Origin of the sequence: Propionispira arboris (genome assembly GCF_900109225.1) — a bacterium.
Classification (GTDB): Bacteria; Bacillota; Negativicutes; order Selenomonadales; family Selenomonadaceae; genus Propionispira; species Propionispira arboris.
Window position 1 is genome coordinate 25,464 of the sequence record NZ_FNZK01000007.1, and the last position, 16,384, is coordinate 41,847.

A 16,384-nucleotide genomic window follows, 5' to 3' on the forward strand; every position below is an offset into this window, starting at 1 on the left:
GGTAATATGCGGGAACAAAGAAAAATTATTCATAATTCACAGCATTCATATTATCGAAATCCGGTTGGTGCAGTTCGGGCAAAATCCAGTATTAAATTGAGTTTAGATGTAAATATGCGTGGTAATATATCTTCTATATTTGTTAGAATTTGGCAGGAAAGCTCTGGAGAAAAATTGGTTCCGATGTCTACGGTTTCTGCAGGTACAGACTGTGATCATTATACTTGTGAAATTATGGTTCCGGATAAAGGCTGCCTGCTTTGGTACTATTTTGTGATTGTGACGGCAACAAAATCTTTTTTTTATGGAAATAATATGGAGCATTTAGGCGGCGTAGGACAGTGCTATGACCATGTGCCGCCTTCATTCCAAATTACGGTATTCAATATAGGTGCTAAGACACCGGATTGGTTTAAACATTCGGTCATGTATCAAATCTTTCCAGATCGATTTTATCGCAGCGGAGATAAATTGATTTCTAAAAAAGGCGCCGTTATTCATGCCAATTGGGAAGATGCCCCCTGTTACTATAAAGATGTTGATACCAAAGAAATTGTAGCTTATGATTTTTTTGGTGGAAATTTGACGGGGATAATCGAAAAGCTGCAGTATCTGAAAGAATTAGGTATCTCTGTTATTTACTTGAATCCAATTTTTGAATCACCGAGTAATCATCATTATGATACAGGAGATTATCATAAAATTGATCCCTTATTGGGCAGCAATGAAGACTTTACCGTATTGTGTGAAACGGCCAAAACGATGGGCATAGCAATTATTATCGATGGTGTTTTTAGTCATACCGGTAGTGACAGCAAATATTTTAATCGGGATGGCAATTACGATTCAATTGGTGCTTTTCAATCGACGCGTTCACCATATTATGAGTGGTATAGTTTTCATAATTATCCCTATGAATATGATAGTTGGTGGGGTTTTCATACATTGCCAAATGTGAATGAAACTATACCATCCTACATGGATTTCATCATTAATCAAGATGACAGTGTGCTGAAACATTGGATCAAAAAAGGTGTTAGTGGTTGGCGGCTTGATGTGGTGGATGAACTTCCAGCGGCTTTCTCGCAACGTTTTTATCAGGTTCTCAAAGAAGAAAATCCGGATGCTGTTTTGATAGGTGAGGTATGGGAAGATGCTTCAAATAAGATTAGTTATGGGTCAACGCGGGAGTATCTTTGTGGACAAGAGATGGATTCAGCGATGAATTATCCGTTCCGTCGGATCGTTTTAGATTTTCTCTTAGACTATGTGGATGCAGAGCAAACCAATCGGAAACTTTTGAGCCTTCAAGAAAATTATCCGATTGAAAATTTTTATGCAATGATGAATCTTGTCGATAGCCACGATGTGGAACGTGCGATCACAACATTAGGCGAAGCACCTTTTTATGAAGGCATGCCAGCGGTGAATCAGGGAAAATATCGTATGGATCAGGAGCATTTTCAATTAGGGTTGGATCGTCTCAAATTAGCAGTTTTATGGCAGATGACATTTCCTGGTGTTCCTTGCGTATATTATGGGGATGAAATTGGAATGCAAGGATTTAAAGATCCTTATAATCGTGGCACTTATACCTGGGGTAAAGAAAATAAAATTCTGTTAGATTGGTATAAACGTGTGATAGCACTGCGAAATCAGCATGTTGTTTTGCAAACTGGTAAGTTGATTCCAATCTATGATACGGCTGATGTATATGCGTATGCGAGGATTCTTGAAAAAAATCAAGATGTTTTTGGTAAAGCAGCGGATAATGAAGTATTTATTGTTTTACTCAATCGCAGTAAAGTGCATGAACGGACGGTCGAATTGGATGTACATGGGATAGCTTGTGGATCGCTTACAGAAGTGTTCCATAACGGCGAGTTGGTTATGGTGCATAATGGAAAACTGACGATTACAATCAAGGCATTGACAGGACTTGTCTATCAGATGATTTCTGAAGCTGAGCAGCTGCCACGCCGTGCCGGGATTTTACTGCATCCAACATCATTGCCATCTAAGTATGGAATTGGTGATTTTGGTAAGCCGGCCTATGATTTTGTCGATTTTTTGGTGGGGGCAAAGCAGAAATTGTGGCAGATCCTGCCACTTAATCCAGTGGGCTATGGATATTCACCTTACCAGTCCCCTTCAGCTTTTGCGGGGAATCCGATGCTTATTTCATTGACTCAACTATTGGATGAGGGGCTGCTTACGGCACAGGATGTCAAGGTTCCCTTTGCAGATGTCCGTCATTGCGTTTATTTTGAGGGTGTCTGGGCATTTAAAGAAAAATGTCTCCACAAAGCACATCAAAAATTTGTGACAGCAGAAGCTGACGGTGCTTATCAGGCTTTTTGTGACGAAAACAAGGTATGGCTGGAAGACTATGCTCTTTTTATGGCACTGAAAAAACAATTTAAGGAAACTGCTTGGAATACTTGGGATAAGGACCTAATTTCACGGCAGCCAGGAATTTTGACGAAATTTCGTAAGCTGCTTCATACAGAAATTTCGTACTATCAATTTTTGCAATATATATTTTTTAAGCAATGGAAAAAATTGCGAGAATATGCCAATAGCAAAGGTATTGAAATCATTGGTGATATGCCGATTTTTATTGCTCATGACAGCTCTGATGTCTGGGCAAATCAAAACCTATTTTTACTCGATGAAGCAGGACATCCACTCAAGGTGGCTGGCGTACCGCCTGATTATTTTAGTGTAACAGGACAACTTTGGGGGAACCCTCATTATTGCTGGGATCAGATGGAACAAGATGATTATCTGTGGTGGCGCAATCGTTTCAAAACACTGTTGACGATGGTGGATATTATTCGTGTTGATCATTTTCGTGGGTTTGAATCGTATTGGGAGGTAGATGGCGCAGCAACAACTGCGATCGATGGAAAATGGGTTCAAGGACCAGGCCGGCATTTTTTTGCGATACTGGAAAAATATTTTGGAAAATTACCGATTATTGCTGAAGATTTAGGTATTATCACGGAAGCCGTAGAAAATCTTAAAGATGAATGTGGCTTTCCAGGTATGAAAGTTCTGCATTTTGAATTGTATCTTAATGAAATGGAGCGACTGGGTTTTATATGCAATCAAAACTGCGTTGTTTATACTGGAACGCATGACAATAATACAACAGTGGGGTGGGCAACAGAAAATATTGATGGTAAAACACTAGAAGCAGTAGCGGATTTAATTGGTGCAGATGCTAAAGTTCCAATGGACATTTGTGATAAACTGATTGAGTTTGCCTATGCGTCGAATGCAAGTTCAGTCATTGTGCCGATGCAAGACTTATTGCGGCTTGGTAGTGATGGTAGAATGAACAAACCGGGAACCGTTGGTACAAACTGGCAATGGTGTGCGGGTAAAGCAGATTTCACTTTGGATCTAAGTAAGGAACTTACAAAATTATGTGAGAAATATAAACGATAAAATTCCAATTGAACAAAACAAAAAAATGACAGAACCTTGGAGGCTCTGTCATTTTTTATATTCTGTCTGGACATAAAGGCGATTATAAATGTGATGCTTTCACGAAATCGACAAATAAATTAACAAGTGGCAGTTCCATTGAACTTTCGTTGCAAATCATCCATGTTTTTCGTGTGATTGGCTGATTTTCCTTGTTTTTTAAGTTCAAACGATGGATATTAGGAATGTCGTGCAGAATGCGCAACGGTAGTATTGCATAACCGAGACCAAATTTTACCATTTCTTTACAATTTGCTAATTTATCAACCATCATACTAATTGTTGGCGGCTGCTCAAAATTTTCTCGCCACCATTTATCAAGCTGTGACTTTAATAGATAATCACTTTTGTATTCGATACGCGGTAAATTTGGCAGATCTTTAAAGTCAAAAGGTGTTGTTGAGGCGATACAGATGGGTTCTTCATATAGGAGATGCATATCTTTACAACCACCGTAGTCGACGCTTACAAAACCAACATGAGCTTTTTGGTTATAGATAAGACTGAAAATATTTTTCGTCCAGTCTGTGGTTACTTTGAATTTGGCATTTGGATATTCTGTTTTAAATCGTTTCAGGAGCTGAGGAAGCGTATACATGGTCAAATAATTTGAGGCAGCGATTTCCAAGGTACCTGCATTTTGCTGGGATAAATTTTTGATTTCTTCTTTTATGAGATTGAAGCGATTAACAATATCGCTGGATGATGTGACAAGATATTCCCCTTCCGCTGTGAACTGGATTCCTTTTGTACTGCGGTGAACGAGTTTTACACCGAATTCTCGTTCAATATGCTGGAGTCTTGATGTAAGCGCTGGCTGTGACATATAAAGTGATTGTGCGGTTTTTGTTATGTTTTTTTCGGCATATAAAGCCTGCATGATTAACCAATCACGGTCTTCCATAGATGATCCCCCTTAAAACGCTATAATACATATATTATATAGATTCTGTACTTGTGGACGGCATTCCTTTATAAAAAATAAAAAGCCGAACGGGCGCTTATACCGTTCGGCTGAAGGGATATCAATATAAGGTGGTTATTACCAATAACCGAGAATTTTCCACCATACGCCGCCGACACCAAGCCAGATGACAATATGCATAAGGGATACTCCAAAGCCTATTTTCCACCAGGTTTTTTGATCTACATAACCTGCACCGAAATATACGGGAGCAGGACCTGTACCAAAATGTGTTAAACAACCACAAATATTAGAAGCGATTGCTACAACAAAGACGGAAATAAAAGCTGGTGCGCCCGCAGCGGCACCGAGAGTAATAAGGGCTGCATACATTGCTGTTACATGGGCGGACATGCTGGCAAAGAAATAATGGCTGTATAGATAAATCACAAAAGAGAGTACAACAGCTGTCAGCATACCGACACCAACCATTTGATTTTCTAAAAGACGAGAAAACCAAGGAATGAAACCAGTTTTGTTCAAATAATCCGACATGGTGATAACACTGCCGACCCAGACCAGTGTGTCCCAAGCTCTTTTTTCACTAATAACATCATTCCAGCTGAGTACTCGTGTTAAAAGCAAAATGGCTAACCCCATAAAAGCAATCAGAGTAACTTCTATTTTTGTAATAGAAGCCGTTGCCCATAATGCAAGTAAGAATACAAAGACGAACAGCAAATATTTTTCACTGCGAGACATTGGACCCATATCCGTCAAGGCTTTGGCGGCGATGACTTTTGCCTCAGGTGTTTCTTTTATTTCAGGTGGATAGACTTTGTAAAGTACATAAGGGATTGCTAGTAAGGCAACTGTGCCAGGAACTACGGCGGCAACAAACCAGCCGATCCAAGTGATATCAACATCTAAAACTTTTTTGGCAATACCAACAGCAATCGGATTTCCAACCATGGCTGTTAAAAACATTGCCGATACGACTAAATCTAAATGAAAAACGCAAACAACTAAATATGCACCAATTTTTCGAGCTGATTTACCAGGATATGAATCAAATGCTTCCGCAAGACTTTGGACAATTGGAAAAACCAAACCACCGGCTCGAGCTGAATTCGAAGGAATTGCTGGTCCAATAATGAGATCACTGAGTGCCAATGAATAAACCAGTTTTAAACTGCTGTCCCCGAAGGCACGCATTGTTATGTAGGCGATTCTGCGCCCTAGTCCGGTAATGATGAAAGCTCTGGCTAAGATAAAAGCCGAAACAATCAGCCATACTGTACTACCGCTGAACGCTGACAGTACCTGTGGAAATGATAATGCTCCGGTTAAGGCAGCAAAAACCATAGCAACAAAGGCGACCGTTCCTAATTCGACTGGTTGTAACATGAAACCAACGACAGTTCCCATAAAAATAGCGAATAAACGCCAAGCCTGAAGGTTCAATCCTTCTGGTACAGGTATGAACCATAGGACGAGGACTGTACCTAATGTTAGGATAATAGCTGGTAGTTTGCTTTGTCCGAAAAGGTTTTTCATATGCAACGCTCCCTGATACAACGAATTTTTAAAATGTATGAAAATTCGCTTTATAAATTTTATTAATTAAATCATATAAAAATAGCGGAGTAATGTAAAATTAAAAAATTTTATAGGGGATGATTGCATAATTTAATAATGCTAGGTATTGCAGATTTTGTTAATATACAAATCTGCTTCTATAAGAAACAAAGAGTGACATAATGTATAAAAATAGTATATAATATAATGAAAATACTGTGATAGTGTAAAGGAGGGGCTGCTGTTGAGAATGAATGGTGCTCAAGCAGTGATTGAAAGCTTAAAAAAAGAAGAGGTAGATGTTGTATTTGGTTATCCAGGCGGAGCTGTTCTGACTTTATATGATGCAGTATATAAAATGGGTTTTAGACATATCCTGACGAAACATGAACAAGGTGCTGTACACGCTGCTGATGGCTATGCGCGGGCAACGGGTAAAGTAGGTGTCTGTATTGCAACATCTGGTCCTGGTGCAACCAACCTGGTTACAGGGATTGCAACAGCCAATATGGATTCGATTCCTCTTGTTTGCATTACAGGGCAGGTTGGAACATCTTTTATTGGTAAAGATTCATTTCAGGAAGCGGATATGTGTGGTATTACAACGCCCATTACAAAACATAATTATCTTGTGAAAAATGTTGAAGAGCTGCCGCGCGTAATGAAAGAGGCTTTTTTTATTGCCCGGACCGGACGTCCGGGGCCGGTTGTGATTGACATAGCGAAAGATGTTTTTGCGGCTGAGTTTAATTATATATATCCGACCAGTGTAAATCTCAAAGGGTATAAAGGTGAGTTTAACGGCAATGAAGCTGAGATAGAGGTGGCTGTTGAAGCGGTGAAAGCTGCAAAACGCCCCTTGTTTTTTATTGGTGGTGGTTTGACATTAGCTGATATGGGAGCTGAATTGCAAAAAATAATTGACCAGACAGGTATTCCAGTTACAACTACATTGATGGGACTGGGCTGTATACCAGCTTCTTATGATGGGAATTTAGGTATGGCGGGGATGCATGGTTCTTATGCATCCAATATGGCTATTATGGAATGCGATCTTTTAATTGGGATCGGTATACGTTTTGATGACCGTGTAACAGGGGTTATTGCTGAATTTGCCCCTAAGGCAAAAATTGTTCAATTTGATGTAGATCCAGCTGAGATCAATAAAAATATTCCGGTTACTTATAAGGTAGTGGGTGATCTGCGTTGGTCACTCCCCATTTTTTCACGTAAAATAAAATCTCTTTCGGATGATTTTAAAGGCATATTTTCAGCGTGGCGTATGTATGCCATTGGTCTATGTAGTAAAGTACCCTTTTCTTATAAGCAAGATACCGGTTGTATTATGCCGCAGCAGCTTATTGAAAAAGTGAATGAATTGACCGATGACGATACGATTGTTGTGACGGATGTTGGACAGCATCAGATGTGGACTGCACAGTTTTATAAATTTGGCAAAGCAAGAAAATTACTGACATCAGGTGGATTGGGTACGATGGGATATGGTCTCCCTGCTGCGCTTGGTGCTAAACTTGGTCGACCTCAAAATACGGTTGTTTTATTTACCGGGGATGGCAGTATTATGATGAATTGTCAGGAACTGGCAACCGCTGCTGATTATGATATTGATGTAAAAATAATAGTTTTGCATAATCATGTTTTAGGCATGGTGACACAATGGCAGCGCATGTTTTATGGGGAACGTTATTCGCAGTCGCGGCTGAATGGCAAGACTGATTTTGTGAAACTAGCAGAAGCAATGGGGGTTGCCGGGTATCGGATTAATGAACTAGCTGAACTAGAGACTACACTACAAGAAGCACTTTCCCATAAAGGTCCTGCTTTGATTGATGTTATATTGCCAGAAGTTGAAGATGTTTTACCAATGGTGCCTGGCGGAAATCGACTTGATCAGATGGTACTGGGGAGGGATGCACAATGAAAAAATATTTATTAGCTGTTTTAGTCGATAATAAGCCAGGGGTTCTTACACATGTTGCTGGTCTTATCAGTCGTCGTGCTTTTAACATTGAAAGTATTGCGGCTGGCTATACCGAAGAGGTGGACGTGACACGGATTAACATTGTTGTATCCGTAGATGATCAGCTGGAACTTGATCAAGTGGTTAATCAGCTTTCAAAATTGATCGATGTGATCAAAATAGTTAATCTCAGTGAAGTCGATTCGATTAAGAGAGAACTGGTGATGATCAAGCTTAAAGCAACGCCGCAGACGAGAGCTGACATTATAAATATTGTTAATATTTTTCGAGCGAAAATCGTGGATGTGAACCGTGAAAATGTTGTTATTGAACTGACAGGAGAACAAAGCAAAATCGATGCGATTTGTGAAGTTTTGGCTGAATATGAAATTATTGAAATTGCCCGAACCGGTGCTATTGCATTGTCGAGAGGTCCGATTCCGGCGAAAGAGGCCTAAAAAAGGATTTCAATTGACATCAAGTTTTGAAAATACTACAATAAAAAGAGATCTGGAATACTTGCTTTGTGGATTTTTTATAGTGCAACTTCGAAGCAGATGACTTAACGGTTTAATCAATCAATATATAGAATGATTCTTTTTGAATCATTCTTATATGTATAGTTTACTCTATGACCATAGCGGTTATAGAATAAAATGAAATAAAAAGGGGAGATTTTAATGGATTTAAAAGGTTCACAAACAGAAAAAAATTTATTGGAAGCATTTTCAGGCGAATCGCAGGCAAGAAATAAGTATACGTATTATGCAGCAAAAGCCAAGCAAGATGGCTTCGTTCAAATTTCAAACCTTTTTACAGAAACTGCGGGCAATGAAAAAGAACATGCAAAAATTTGGTTTAAATTAGTTCATGGGATTGGAACGACAACTGAAAATCTAAAAGATGCTGCCGCAGGTGAACATTATGAGTGGACTTCTATGTATCCTGGTTTTGCAAAAATCGCCAAAGAAGAAGGTTTTACCAAAATTGCCTATCTTTTTGAGGCCGTAGCTAAAATTGAAAAAGACCATGATGAACGCTACAATCTCTTGCTGACCAATGTTGAAGAAGACAAAGTTTTTACAAAAGATGAGAAAGTCATATGGCAATGTGCAAATTGCGGGTATGTTTCTGTAGGTACAACTGCACCGGCAACTTGTCCTGTTTGTGATCACCCACAAGCTTTCTTTCAAGTTGTAGCGAAAAATTATTAATATATAATAAAAATGGTAAGATTTCGCTTGTGAAATCTTACCGTTTTTATTATATATAACGAATAAACGAATACCCATGGATAAAAAATTAATTCATTTTACGAAATGAATTTTACATAACAGATATAAGCGAATAGGATACAAGCGGCGCCTATCGTGACTAACCCTGCTTTATCAAGATATGGACTAAATTTCTCTGGTATATTGACATGCTTTCGCACATAGATAGAAATGAGCGATAATGCAAGCAGTACATACATGAGCAGACTCGGTGTATCCAGTTCTGACCAGCCTAAAGCTAAAATAAATAGATTTAAACAGATGATGGCAATAAGCCAAAAATCGCGTCCGGGGCGACCTTTTTTTTGTTGGAGTTTCAACTGGTTTTGTAATTTTTTGTTGAATGCGTTTCGATAATCTTGCCATATGGGAAATCACCAATCCTTCGAAATGATCTATATGTTGCATTAAAGAAATTGCATCTAGCCTATTAAGCTGTCATATAAAATATTTAATGCAACGTATATATCTTAATAATAAGACTATCGTTATTATACCATAAAGCATGGACATAATTAACGTAAACAATATTTTCCAATTGCGGCGGCGACTCCATCGTTATCATTTGATGCTGTTATAGCAGCTGCATGGATTTTGACAGCATCAGGAGCGTTTCCCATTGCAATTCCAAGTCCTGCGGATTCCAGCATGTCGATATCGTTATAATTGTCACCGATGGTCATAATTTCTTTTGTGGCAATAGAGCCGATATTAGCCAAATATTTTATAGCGTTTGTTTTTGAGGCAGAGCTGGGGACTATTTCTAAATAGGTTGGTTTTGAACAATAACTGGTTATGGATTTTGCAGCAAGCGAATTTTTTAAAGTTTGAATAATTTCGGGGGCAGCCATGCATAAAAGTTTATTAGGTCCAGTTTTTTGGCTATTCCATTGGGTTAAGAGCTTAGCGAAAGGCTGTATTTCAGGACGAATTCCGGTGATGTCGCTTTCCTGCCTTGACCAGACGTCATTTTTTTCGATATACCAGGTATCTTCTTTATAGATACTAAGATGAGCTTGCAGCTTTTTTGCCGCAGCATAAATGCTTTGAACGTCAGTTGACGGTAGTATTTCCTGGTGCAGAATATTTTGTTTTTTGTCTAAAATTAAAGCACCGCTGTAACTGATAATCGGGAACGCGATACCAAGTTCCTTTTGTAGAAAAATGATTCCTTTTGGCATTCTTGCTGAAACAAGGATAATGGGAATGTTTTTTTCTGTGACGACTTTTTGAATGGAATCTTTTACTGGCTGTGTGATTTTGTGCTTTGAATTTAAAAGCGTTCCATCGATATCAAGGCAAATCATTTTGTAAACAGACATAAAAATCAACTCCTCTATTATTGAATAAATCAGACCACGATAACTTGCACTTTATGCAGCATAAAGTTGCGTTTCATATCAAGCGGTGGTTCCTCGTTCGTGATAAGAATATCAATTTGTTCCCAACCGGCAGCTTTATGGTAACTTGTGGCATTGAATTTTTCAGCTTCGGCTAAAACGATGACACAATCAGATTTTTTGATAACAGCTTTTTTTATGAAGGCATCTTCTTCATCGGTGTAGTATAAACCCTGTTTATTGATCGTTGCTGTACCTAAAAATGCAGCATCAAAATGCAGGGAATCAATATAGTCCGTACAGCCCGGATGATAAAAAAAACGATTTTGGGGTTGCAATGAACCGCCCGTAGAGGCAACTTGAACGTGTTCTTTTTCCGACAATACTTCCACATTATCTAGAGAATGTGTGAGTACCCAAATTGGTTTTTCAATTTTTTGCGCTAAGAAACGGACAGCAGTTGAAACATCAAAAAAATAATGACCATTTTTTTGAATAAATTCATAAGCTTTTTGCGCAATCCGTTCTTTTTCGGCAGAGCCTTCTTGCAAGCGCTCCCGATATTCTTTTATTGAATTTTTTAAGACAGGCAGACTGATACCGCCATAGGTACGTGTAACGGTACCTTGTTCTAATAACTTTAGAATGTCACGTCTGGCGGTGTCGCGTGAAACGTGCAGTTGATCACAAATCGTATGGATTGACATCTTCTGATGTTCTTTTAGGTAGGTGAATATGGCGAGTAAGCGCTCTTCTTGATGCATAAGAAACCTCTTTTCTATAATATATGGATATGGTTTTTATTTACGACGACTTGTTTTTGTTCTAACAGTTTCAAAATGTCACTTCTTGCTATTGTACGCGAGATTGATAATTGATGGCAAATTGTTTGTATTGACATTTCTTTGTGTGTTTTTAGATAATTAAGAATAATCGACAAACGTTCCTCTTGCGACATATGAATCATACTCCTTGCTTACAACATGCTTATATTATAAGCAATTATAAGTTTAAAATCAATAATATATAAGTAAATATAAGCTTATTTCGAAAAAAGTGTTTGCTGGAATGCTGAAAAAGTGATTTTACACGTTTTTTTGTAAACTTTTTTCGTGAATGAATTGCCACTGGGATAAATGATTGGTACAATGTAATATACACAAGTATGCGTGAAACACAATTTGCGGAAAAAAGATAGCTGGAAATCATTTTATTCGTGTAAAGCTCGGCTGCTTTTCAATGTAAAAAAAGTTCAAAGAGCGATGGCTGATGGAAAATCGTATTATAGATCGTTCCATTAAATTATAGTTTCACGTTGGTAGGAGGAAAATACATGATTAGAGAACAACGTAGTAGGACAAAGCTGGAATCCTATTATAAAAAGTATCAGGAAGAAGGTATTCTTGATCCGAATGTTCATCCGTGGGTTGCTCAATCTTGGCAAAAGAGCAGACAATACCAGGTGGGAACAAAAACAATGTCCACGCAAAATCGTTTAGACAACGCCGTTTTTACTGAATATCAGAAAAAACATAAAAATGCAATTGACTATCTCAGTCAATTTAGTGAGGAAATTAGAGAGTTTTTTCAAAAATACAATTTGAGTCTGCTCTTGATTGACGCAGACTGCAATGTATTAAAGAGTTATTCGCTGCCGTTTTATCAAAAAACACCAGGAGAAATCGAAGGCGTACAGGTCGGGATTGCTGATGTTGGCACATCGAGTATTAGTATAGCCCATGAACATAAAATGCCATTTTGGCTTTTTGGACCGGAAATGTGGGTAGAAGAATGTCAATTGGGAGATGCTTGTTCGGCACCGATTCTTGTAAATGGAGAGCTCGTATATATTATTACACTTGTTTCTGTTGAACATGAAACCTTGCCACAAGATGCAGTGATTTCGTTGATGCTGACGATGAAGCATGCACTAGAAACACATCTTAGCTTGTCGCTGCGTTTAAAAGCACAGGAAGCGATTTTGGATTCGACGCCATTTGCAGTGTATCATGTGATGCCAGGCGGCGATGTAGCCTATGCTAACAAGCTGGGATTAAGCCGCTTGGCGGGTATCGGTGCACATAAAAAAGATAGTCCGTTCATGAATCTAAATGATGTAGTGCTGAATTATCGACATACACCAATTTATAAAGGTTTTAGTGGCGTACCATCTTATAATAAAGAAGTAACTTGGATTACAAAAGCAAAAACCTACGAAGATATTACAACGGTTGTGCCGCTTGAACGCGATCTGGATCAGGCTGTGAGCAGTGTGGTCGCGGTATCAATGCCAATTGAAGATCTGCGAACTTTGGTAGCACATGCCGCAGGCTATACTGCGAAATATAGTTTGAGTTCTATGGTCGGAGAAGGCTCTTTGTTTGGCGCGATGAAGGAAAAAGCGGCACGTGTAGCACGTAACAAAAATCATATATTGCTGCAAGGTGAGTCAGGGACTGGTAAACAGAGGATGGCGCATGGCATACATCAAGCCAGTGCTCGAGCTGCTGGCCCACTTATTTCAGTTCGGTGCGGTGATGCAACGCCGGAACTTTTAGAACAAGAATTGTTTGGTGTATCCTTGACACCAGAGGTCAGCCATCAGGGGAAGCTCGAACTGGCTAATGGTGGAACGCTCTTTATGGATGAAATTGAAAAAATACCGAAACCATTAGCTGTTACTTTAGCCAAGGCATTACTTTCACAGCAGATGTATCGTATTGGTGAACGTGTAGAACGCACGATTGATGTGCGCATTATCGCTGCCTGTGACAGCGATTTAAAACGTCTTACCGAGCGTGGATTATTTGACAAAACGCTCTATGAAATTGTGGCTAAAAGTGTGATACGTGTACCAGCACTTAGAAGTCGCCGTGAAGATATCCCTGTGCTGGCGGAACATATTGTTAGTGAATTGGCATTGCAGCATCAAATGAAAGAAAAAGTAATTTTGCCAGAAACGGCAGAAGTTTTAAAAAATTATGATTGGCCAGGTAATATCAAACAAATGCAGGGTGTTTTGGAGTATGCATTTTTCAATACGAAAGATGATGTGATTTGCCCAGATGATATCAATTTGATGGGGATATCAAACCGGATAACAAATGGAAAGAAGATCGCGATGTTTTTGTGAAAGCTTGGCAGGCTGCTGGTGGCAATGTAAGTCGATTGGCAAATCTGCTGAATGTAAGTCGTGTGACATTGTATCGTTATCTGAAAAAATATGGATTAGAAAAATCATAATTAAAGGGGATAGAGGATTTTGCGTTTAAGGAAAAAGCCTTGGATTGATGAGGCAATTTTGGATTTCAGTGATTTTGTTTATATTGATGAAGCCAAAATCGGCGAGGCCGAAAAAGGAAAATGGTGTGATCTGTTTGGGAGGCAGGCACCCATTCAAGTGGAACTTGGCATTGGTAAAGGAACTTTTATCAGCCAGATGGCACTGCGTTATCCAGAACTTAATTTTATTGGAATTGAAGCGCAGCAGGATGTCCTTTATTATGCGGCAAAAAAAGTTAAAGAGTTGAATCTTACAAATGTCAAACTGCTTGTTTTTGATATTAATAATATTGAAGGAATCTTCGGCGAAAATGAAATTGATCGTTTTTTTGTGAACTTTTGTGATCCGTGGCCAAAATCCCGCCATGCGAAACGCCGCTTGACACATATTGATTTCTTAGCGAAATATCGTAAATTGTTAAAAGAACATGGAAAACTTTTTTTTAAAACAGATAATCGTCCATTATTTGATTTTTCGTTAGAACAATTTGAATTGGCACATTTAAAAGTGGATGCATTGACTTTTGATTTGCACAATAGTGGTATGACCGATAATATTATGACTGAATATGAACGTAAATTTAGTGGATTCGGTGAAAAAATAAACCGTTGTGAAGTTTCATTTTAAGTGAGTTTAAAGGCTGAGAGTGGATGGAAATTGGAGGCTTATATATGCCACGTCAAAAATTTTGGGTGAACAATACGGAAGCGGTATTAGTGATTATGAGCATATTGATTGTTATTGGGACAATCAATGTATTTAGTGCTAGCTTTGTTCTAGCGGGAACGCAGTTTCATAATCCTTACTATTTTCTGACACGGCATTTGATTAGTCTGACAGTTGGAATTACAGCACTGGTTTTTACAATCAAAGTAGATTACCGTCGTTGGCGAGGGGGCGTTCCGTTGTTGTTTGCGGTTACTCTTATCGCGTTAGTGTTGGTGTTGATCGTTGGTGTGGAAGTGAATGGGTCTAAAAGATGGTTGAATCTCGTAGTGATGCAGTTTCAACCATCAGAACTCGCAAAATTGGTTTCTATTTTAATGGCTGCGGCTTATTTAGGTCCGCGAATTGATAAAAAACTGGAAATTCGTGTATTTACGACACCAATGTTTATGCTGCTAGTTTTGTCAGCATTGATTGAATTACAGCCAGATTTGGGAACAGCGGCACTTGTATTTGGTATTCCCTTGATATTGCATGTTTTAGCAGGGCTGGAATGGAAGTGGCTCGGTATTTTAATAGTGCCGGTCGTTTTGATTATAATTGGTCTGACGATTTTACAGCCGTATCGACTTGAACGCATGAAGGCATGGATTGATCCCTGGCCTTACCAGCAAAATCAAGGCTATCAAACAGTGCAATCGATGTCCGCAATTGGATCAGGCGGCTTTTTCGGTGTAGGATTAGGTGAGGGGACCGGAAAATACTCTTATTTACCAGAAGCACATACTGATTTTGCTTTTGCGATTTTCTGTCAGGAAAATGGCTATCTGGGTGCGATTTTTTTGATTTTTTTACTTTCCCTTTTGACTTTTTACGGCGGGAAAATTGCGAACCAAGTGCAGGATGGGTTTGGTAAGATGATTGTCAGCGGCGTGCTGATCCTAATTGTTGGACAAAGTGTGGCCAATATTGCTATGGTAAGCGGGATCTTGCCGGTTGTTGGTGTACCTTTACCCTTTATCAGTTATGGCGGGACATCCTTAATTATTAATATGGTAGGAATCGGCTTACTGGTGAATGTTGGACAATATGCGGCAAAACATCCTAAACAGGTGACAACAGAAGATGCTGTGCCGATTCGGACACGGTTGCGCCTTGTGAAGAAATAAACGATTGTATCAGATTGAAAGGGGCAAGGATCATGATTTATGAATTTCAATTGGAGACACCGCGGGAAGATTATATTAATATAACTGGTCAAGTACGAACTGCACTGCGTAAAAGCGGTATTCAGGACGGGATGTGTATTGTTTTTTGTCCACATACAACAGCGGGGATTACAATCAATGAAAATGCTGATCCTGATGTAGTTGAAGATATGTTATTTGCTATGAGCAAGATGTATCCAGACCGCCTGGAGTACAAACATGCGGAAGGCAATACAACCGCCCATCTTAAGGCGGGATCGATTGGCAGTAGTGTCACAATGATCATAGATCAGGGAAAGTTAATTCTTGGTACATGGCAAGGTGTTTATTTCTGTGAATTCGATGGTCCAAGGTCACGTAAGTTTTACGTTAAAATTTTAGAATATGCATAAAAAAACTGGCTCCTCTTAATAGTGGAGCCAGTTTTTTTATGCTTTTATTTAGTTGTATTATTATTTTTTTGCAATAGAAAAAGCTGCTTTTTTAATTCATTATATTCAACTAGTGAGAGTAAAACGGCATTTTTATCATTGGCACGCTGAATAATAAAAATTTCTTTTTCATCATGCGCTTTATTGGCATAAATCGTAAATTCATTTAAAAATTCGGAGGAAGAAACAGCAAGCATAACAATCGACTCCCTTTGTTTTGTGTCGGC

The 16,384-nt window shown here is 38.9% G+C and carries 14 protein-coding genes and 1 pseudogene; 8 read left to right on the plus strand and 7 right to left on the minus strand.

Translation table 11 applies throughout. The features are described from left to right. The first annotated feature begins 6 nt into the window (after positions 1-6). Positions 7-3,453, plus strand: a complete 3,447-nt coding sequence (gene malQ, locus BMY14_RS08390; protein WP_091830839.1) for a 4-alpha-glucanotransferase — start codon at positions 7-9, stop codon at positions 3,451-3,453. A gap of 82 nt (positions 3,454-3,535) precedes the next feature. On the opposite strand, the gene BMY14_RS08395 is transcribed toward malQ, so the two are convergent. Both BMY14_RS08395 and BMY14_RS08400 read right to left on the minus strand, forming a co-directional pair. Continuing rightward, positions 3,536-4,396 (minus strand): LysR family transcriptional regulator, encoded by an 861-nt coding sequence (locus BMY14_RS08395; protein WP_019552927.1) that lies wholly within the window; start codon positions 4,394-4,396, stop codon positions 3,536-3,538. A gap of 138 nt (positions 4,397-4,534) precedes the next feature. Next, positions 4,535-5,953: an anion permease gene (locus tag BMY14_RS08400; protein WP_091830841.1), complete on the minus strand. Its 1,419-nt coding sequence runs from the start codon at positions 5,951-5,953 to the stop codon at positions 4,535-4,537. A gap of 271 nt (positions 5,954-6,224) precedes the next feature. Between BMY14_RS08400 and ilvB the strand changes: the two genes are divergently transcribed. The 3 genes from ilvB to rbr all read left to right on the plus strand — a co-directional run bounded on the left by ilvB (position 6,225) and on the right by rbr (position 9,169). Continuing rightward, positions 6,225-7,916 carry a biosynthetic-type acetolactate synthase large subunit gene (gene ilvB / locus BMY14_RS08405; protein WP_177177532.1) on the plus strand — a complete coding sequence of 564 codons (1,692 nt, stop codon included), beginning with the start codon at positions 6,225-6,227 and terminating at the stop codon, positions 7,914-7,916. Further along, entirely contained in the window at positions 7,913-8,413 is a 501-nt protein-coding gene (gene ilvN / locus BMY14_RS08410) for an acetolactate synthase small subunit (protein ID WP_019552924.1), read from the plus strand. Before ilvB ends, ilvN begins: the two co-directional genes overlap by 4 nt. Positions 8,414-8,635: 222 nt before the next feature. Next, complete coding sequence (rbr, locus tag BMY14_RS08415; RefSeq protein WP_019552923.1) at positions 8,636-9,169, plus strand: rubrerythrin; 534 nt, start codon at positions 8,636-8,638, stop codon at positions 9,167-9,169. A gap of 98 nt (positions 9,170-9,267) precedes the next feature. On the opposite strand, the gene BMY14_RS20330 is transcribed toward rbr, so the two are convergent. From BMY14_RS20330 to BMY14_RS08430, 4 genes are all read right to left on the minus strand, one after another. Beyond that, the gene (locus BMY14_RS20330; RefSeq protein WP_143063151.1) at positions 9,268-9,549 is read right to left on the minus strand and encodes a hypothetical protein; all 282 of its coding nucleotides are present in this window, start codon (positions 9,547-9,549) and stop codon (positions 9,268-9,270) included. Positions 9,550-9,744: 195 nt separating this feature from the next. Continuing rightward, positions 9,745-10,551: a Cof-type HAD-IIB family hydrolase gene (locus BMY14_RS08420; protein ID WP_091830845.1), complete on the minus strand. Its 807-nt coding sequence runs from the start codon at positions 10,549-10,551 to the stop codon at positions 9,745-9,747. Positions 10,552-10,580: 29 nt separating this feature from the next. Next, complete coding sequence (locus BMY14_RS08425; protein ID WP_019552920.1) at positions 10,581-11,333, minus strand: DeoR/GlpR family DNA-binding transcription regulator; 753 nt, start codon at positions 11,331-11,333, stop codon at positions 10,581-10,583. Between the two features lie 14 nt (positions 11,334-11,347). Further along, entirely contained in the window at positions 11,348-11,527 is a 180-nt protein-coding gene (locus BMY14_RS08430) for a DeoR family transcriptional regulator (RefSeq protein WP_019552919.1), read from the minus strand. A gap of 375 nt (positions 11,528-11,902) precedes the next feature. On the opposite strand from BMY14_RS08430, the pseudogene BMY14_RS08435 reads away from it, so the two are divergent. From BMY14_RS08435 to BMY14_RS08450, 4 genes and pseudogenes are all read left to right on the plus strand, one after another. Then, positions 11,903-13,812 (plus strand): annotated as a pseudogene (locus BMY14_RS08435) (sigma 54-interacting transcriptional regulator). A 19-nt stretch (positions 13,813-13,831) separates the two neighbouring features. Further along, on the plus strand, positions 13,832-14,479 hold the full coding sequence (gene trmB, locus BMY14_RS08440; protein ID WP_019552917.1) for a tRNA (guanosine(46)-N7)-methyltransferase TrmB: 648 nt from the start codon (positions 13,832-13,834) through the stop codon (positions 14,477-14,479). Between the two features lie 44 nt (positions 14,480-14,523). After that, positions 14,524-15,687, plus strand: a complete 1,164-nt coding sequence (locus BMY14_RS08445; RefSeq protein ID WP_091830847.1) for an FtsW/RodA/SpoVE family cell cycle protein — start codon at positions 14,524-14,526, stop codon at positions 15,685-15,687. A 32-nt stretch (positions 15,688-15,719) separates the two neighbouring features. After that, positions 15,720-16,118 carry a secondary thiamine-phosphate synthase enzyme YjbQ gene (locus BMY14_RS08450; RefSeq protein WP_019552915.1) on the plus strand — a complete coding sequence of 133 codons (399 nt, stop codon included), beginning with the start codon at positions 15,720-15,722 and terminating at the stop codon, positions 16,116-16,118. 44 nt (positions 16,119-16,162) lie between these two features. Here BMY14_RS08450 and BMY14_RS08455 read toward each other — a convergent pair whose 3' ends face one another. Then, complete coding sequence (locus tag BMY14_RS08455) at positions 16,163-16,354, minus strand: type II toxin-antitoxin system Phd/YefM family antitoxin (RefSeq protein WP_091830848.1); 192 nt, start codon at positions 16,352-16,354, stop codon at positions 16,163-16,165. Positions 16,355-16,384: the final 30 nt, after the last annotated feature.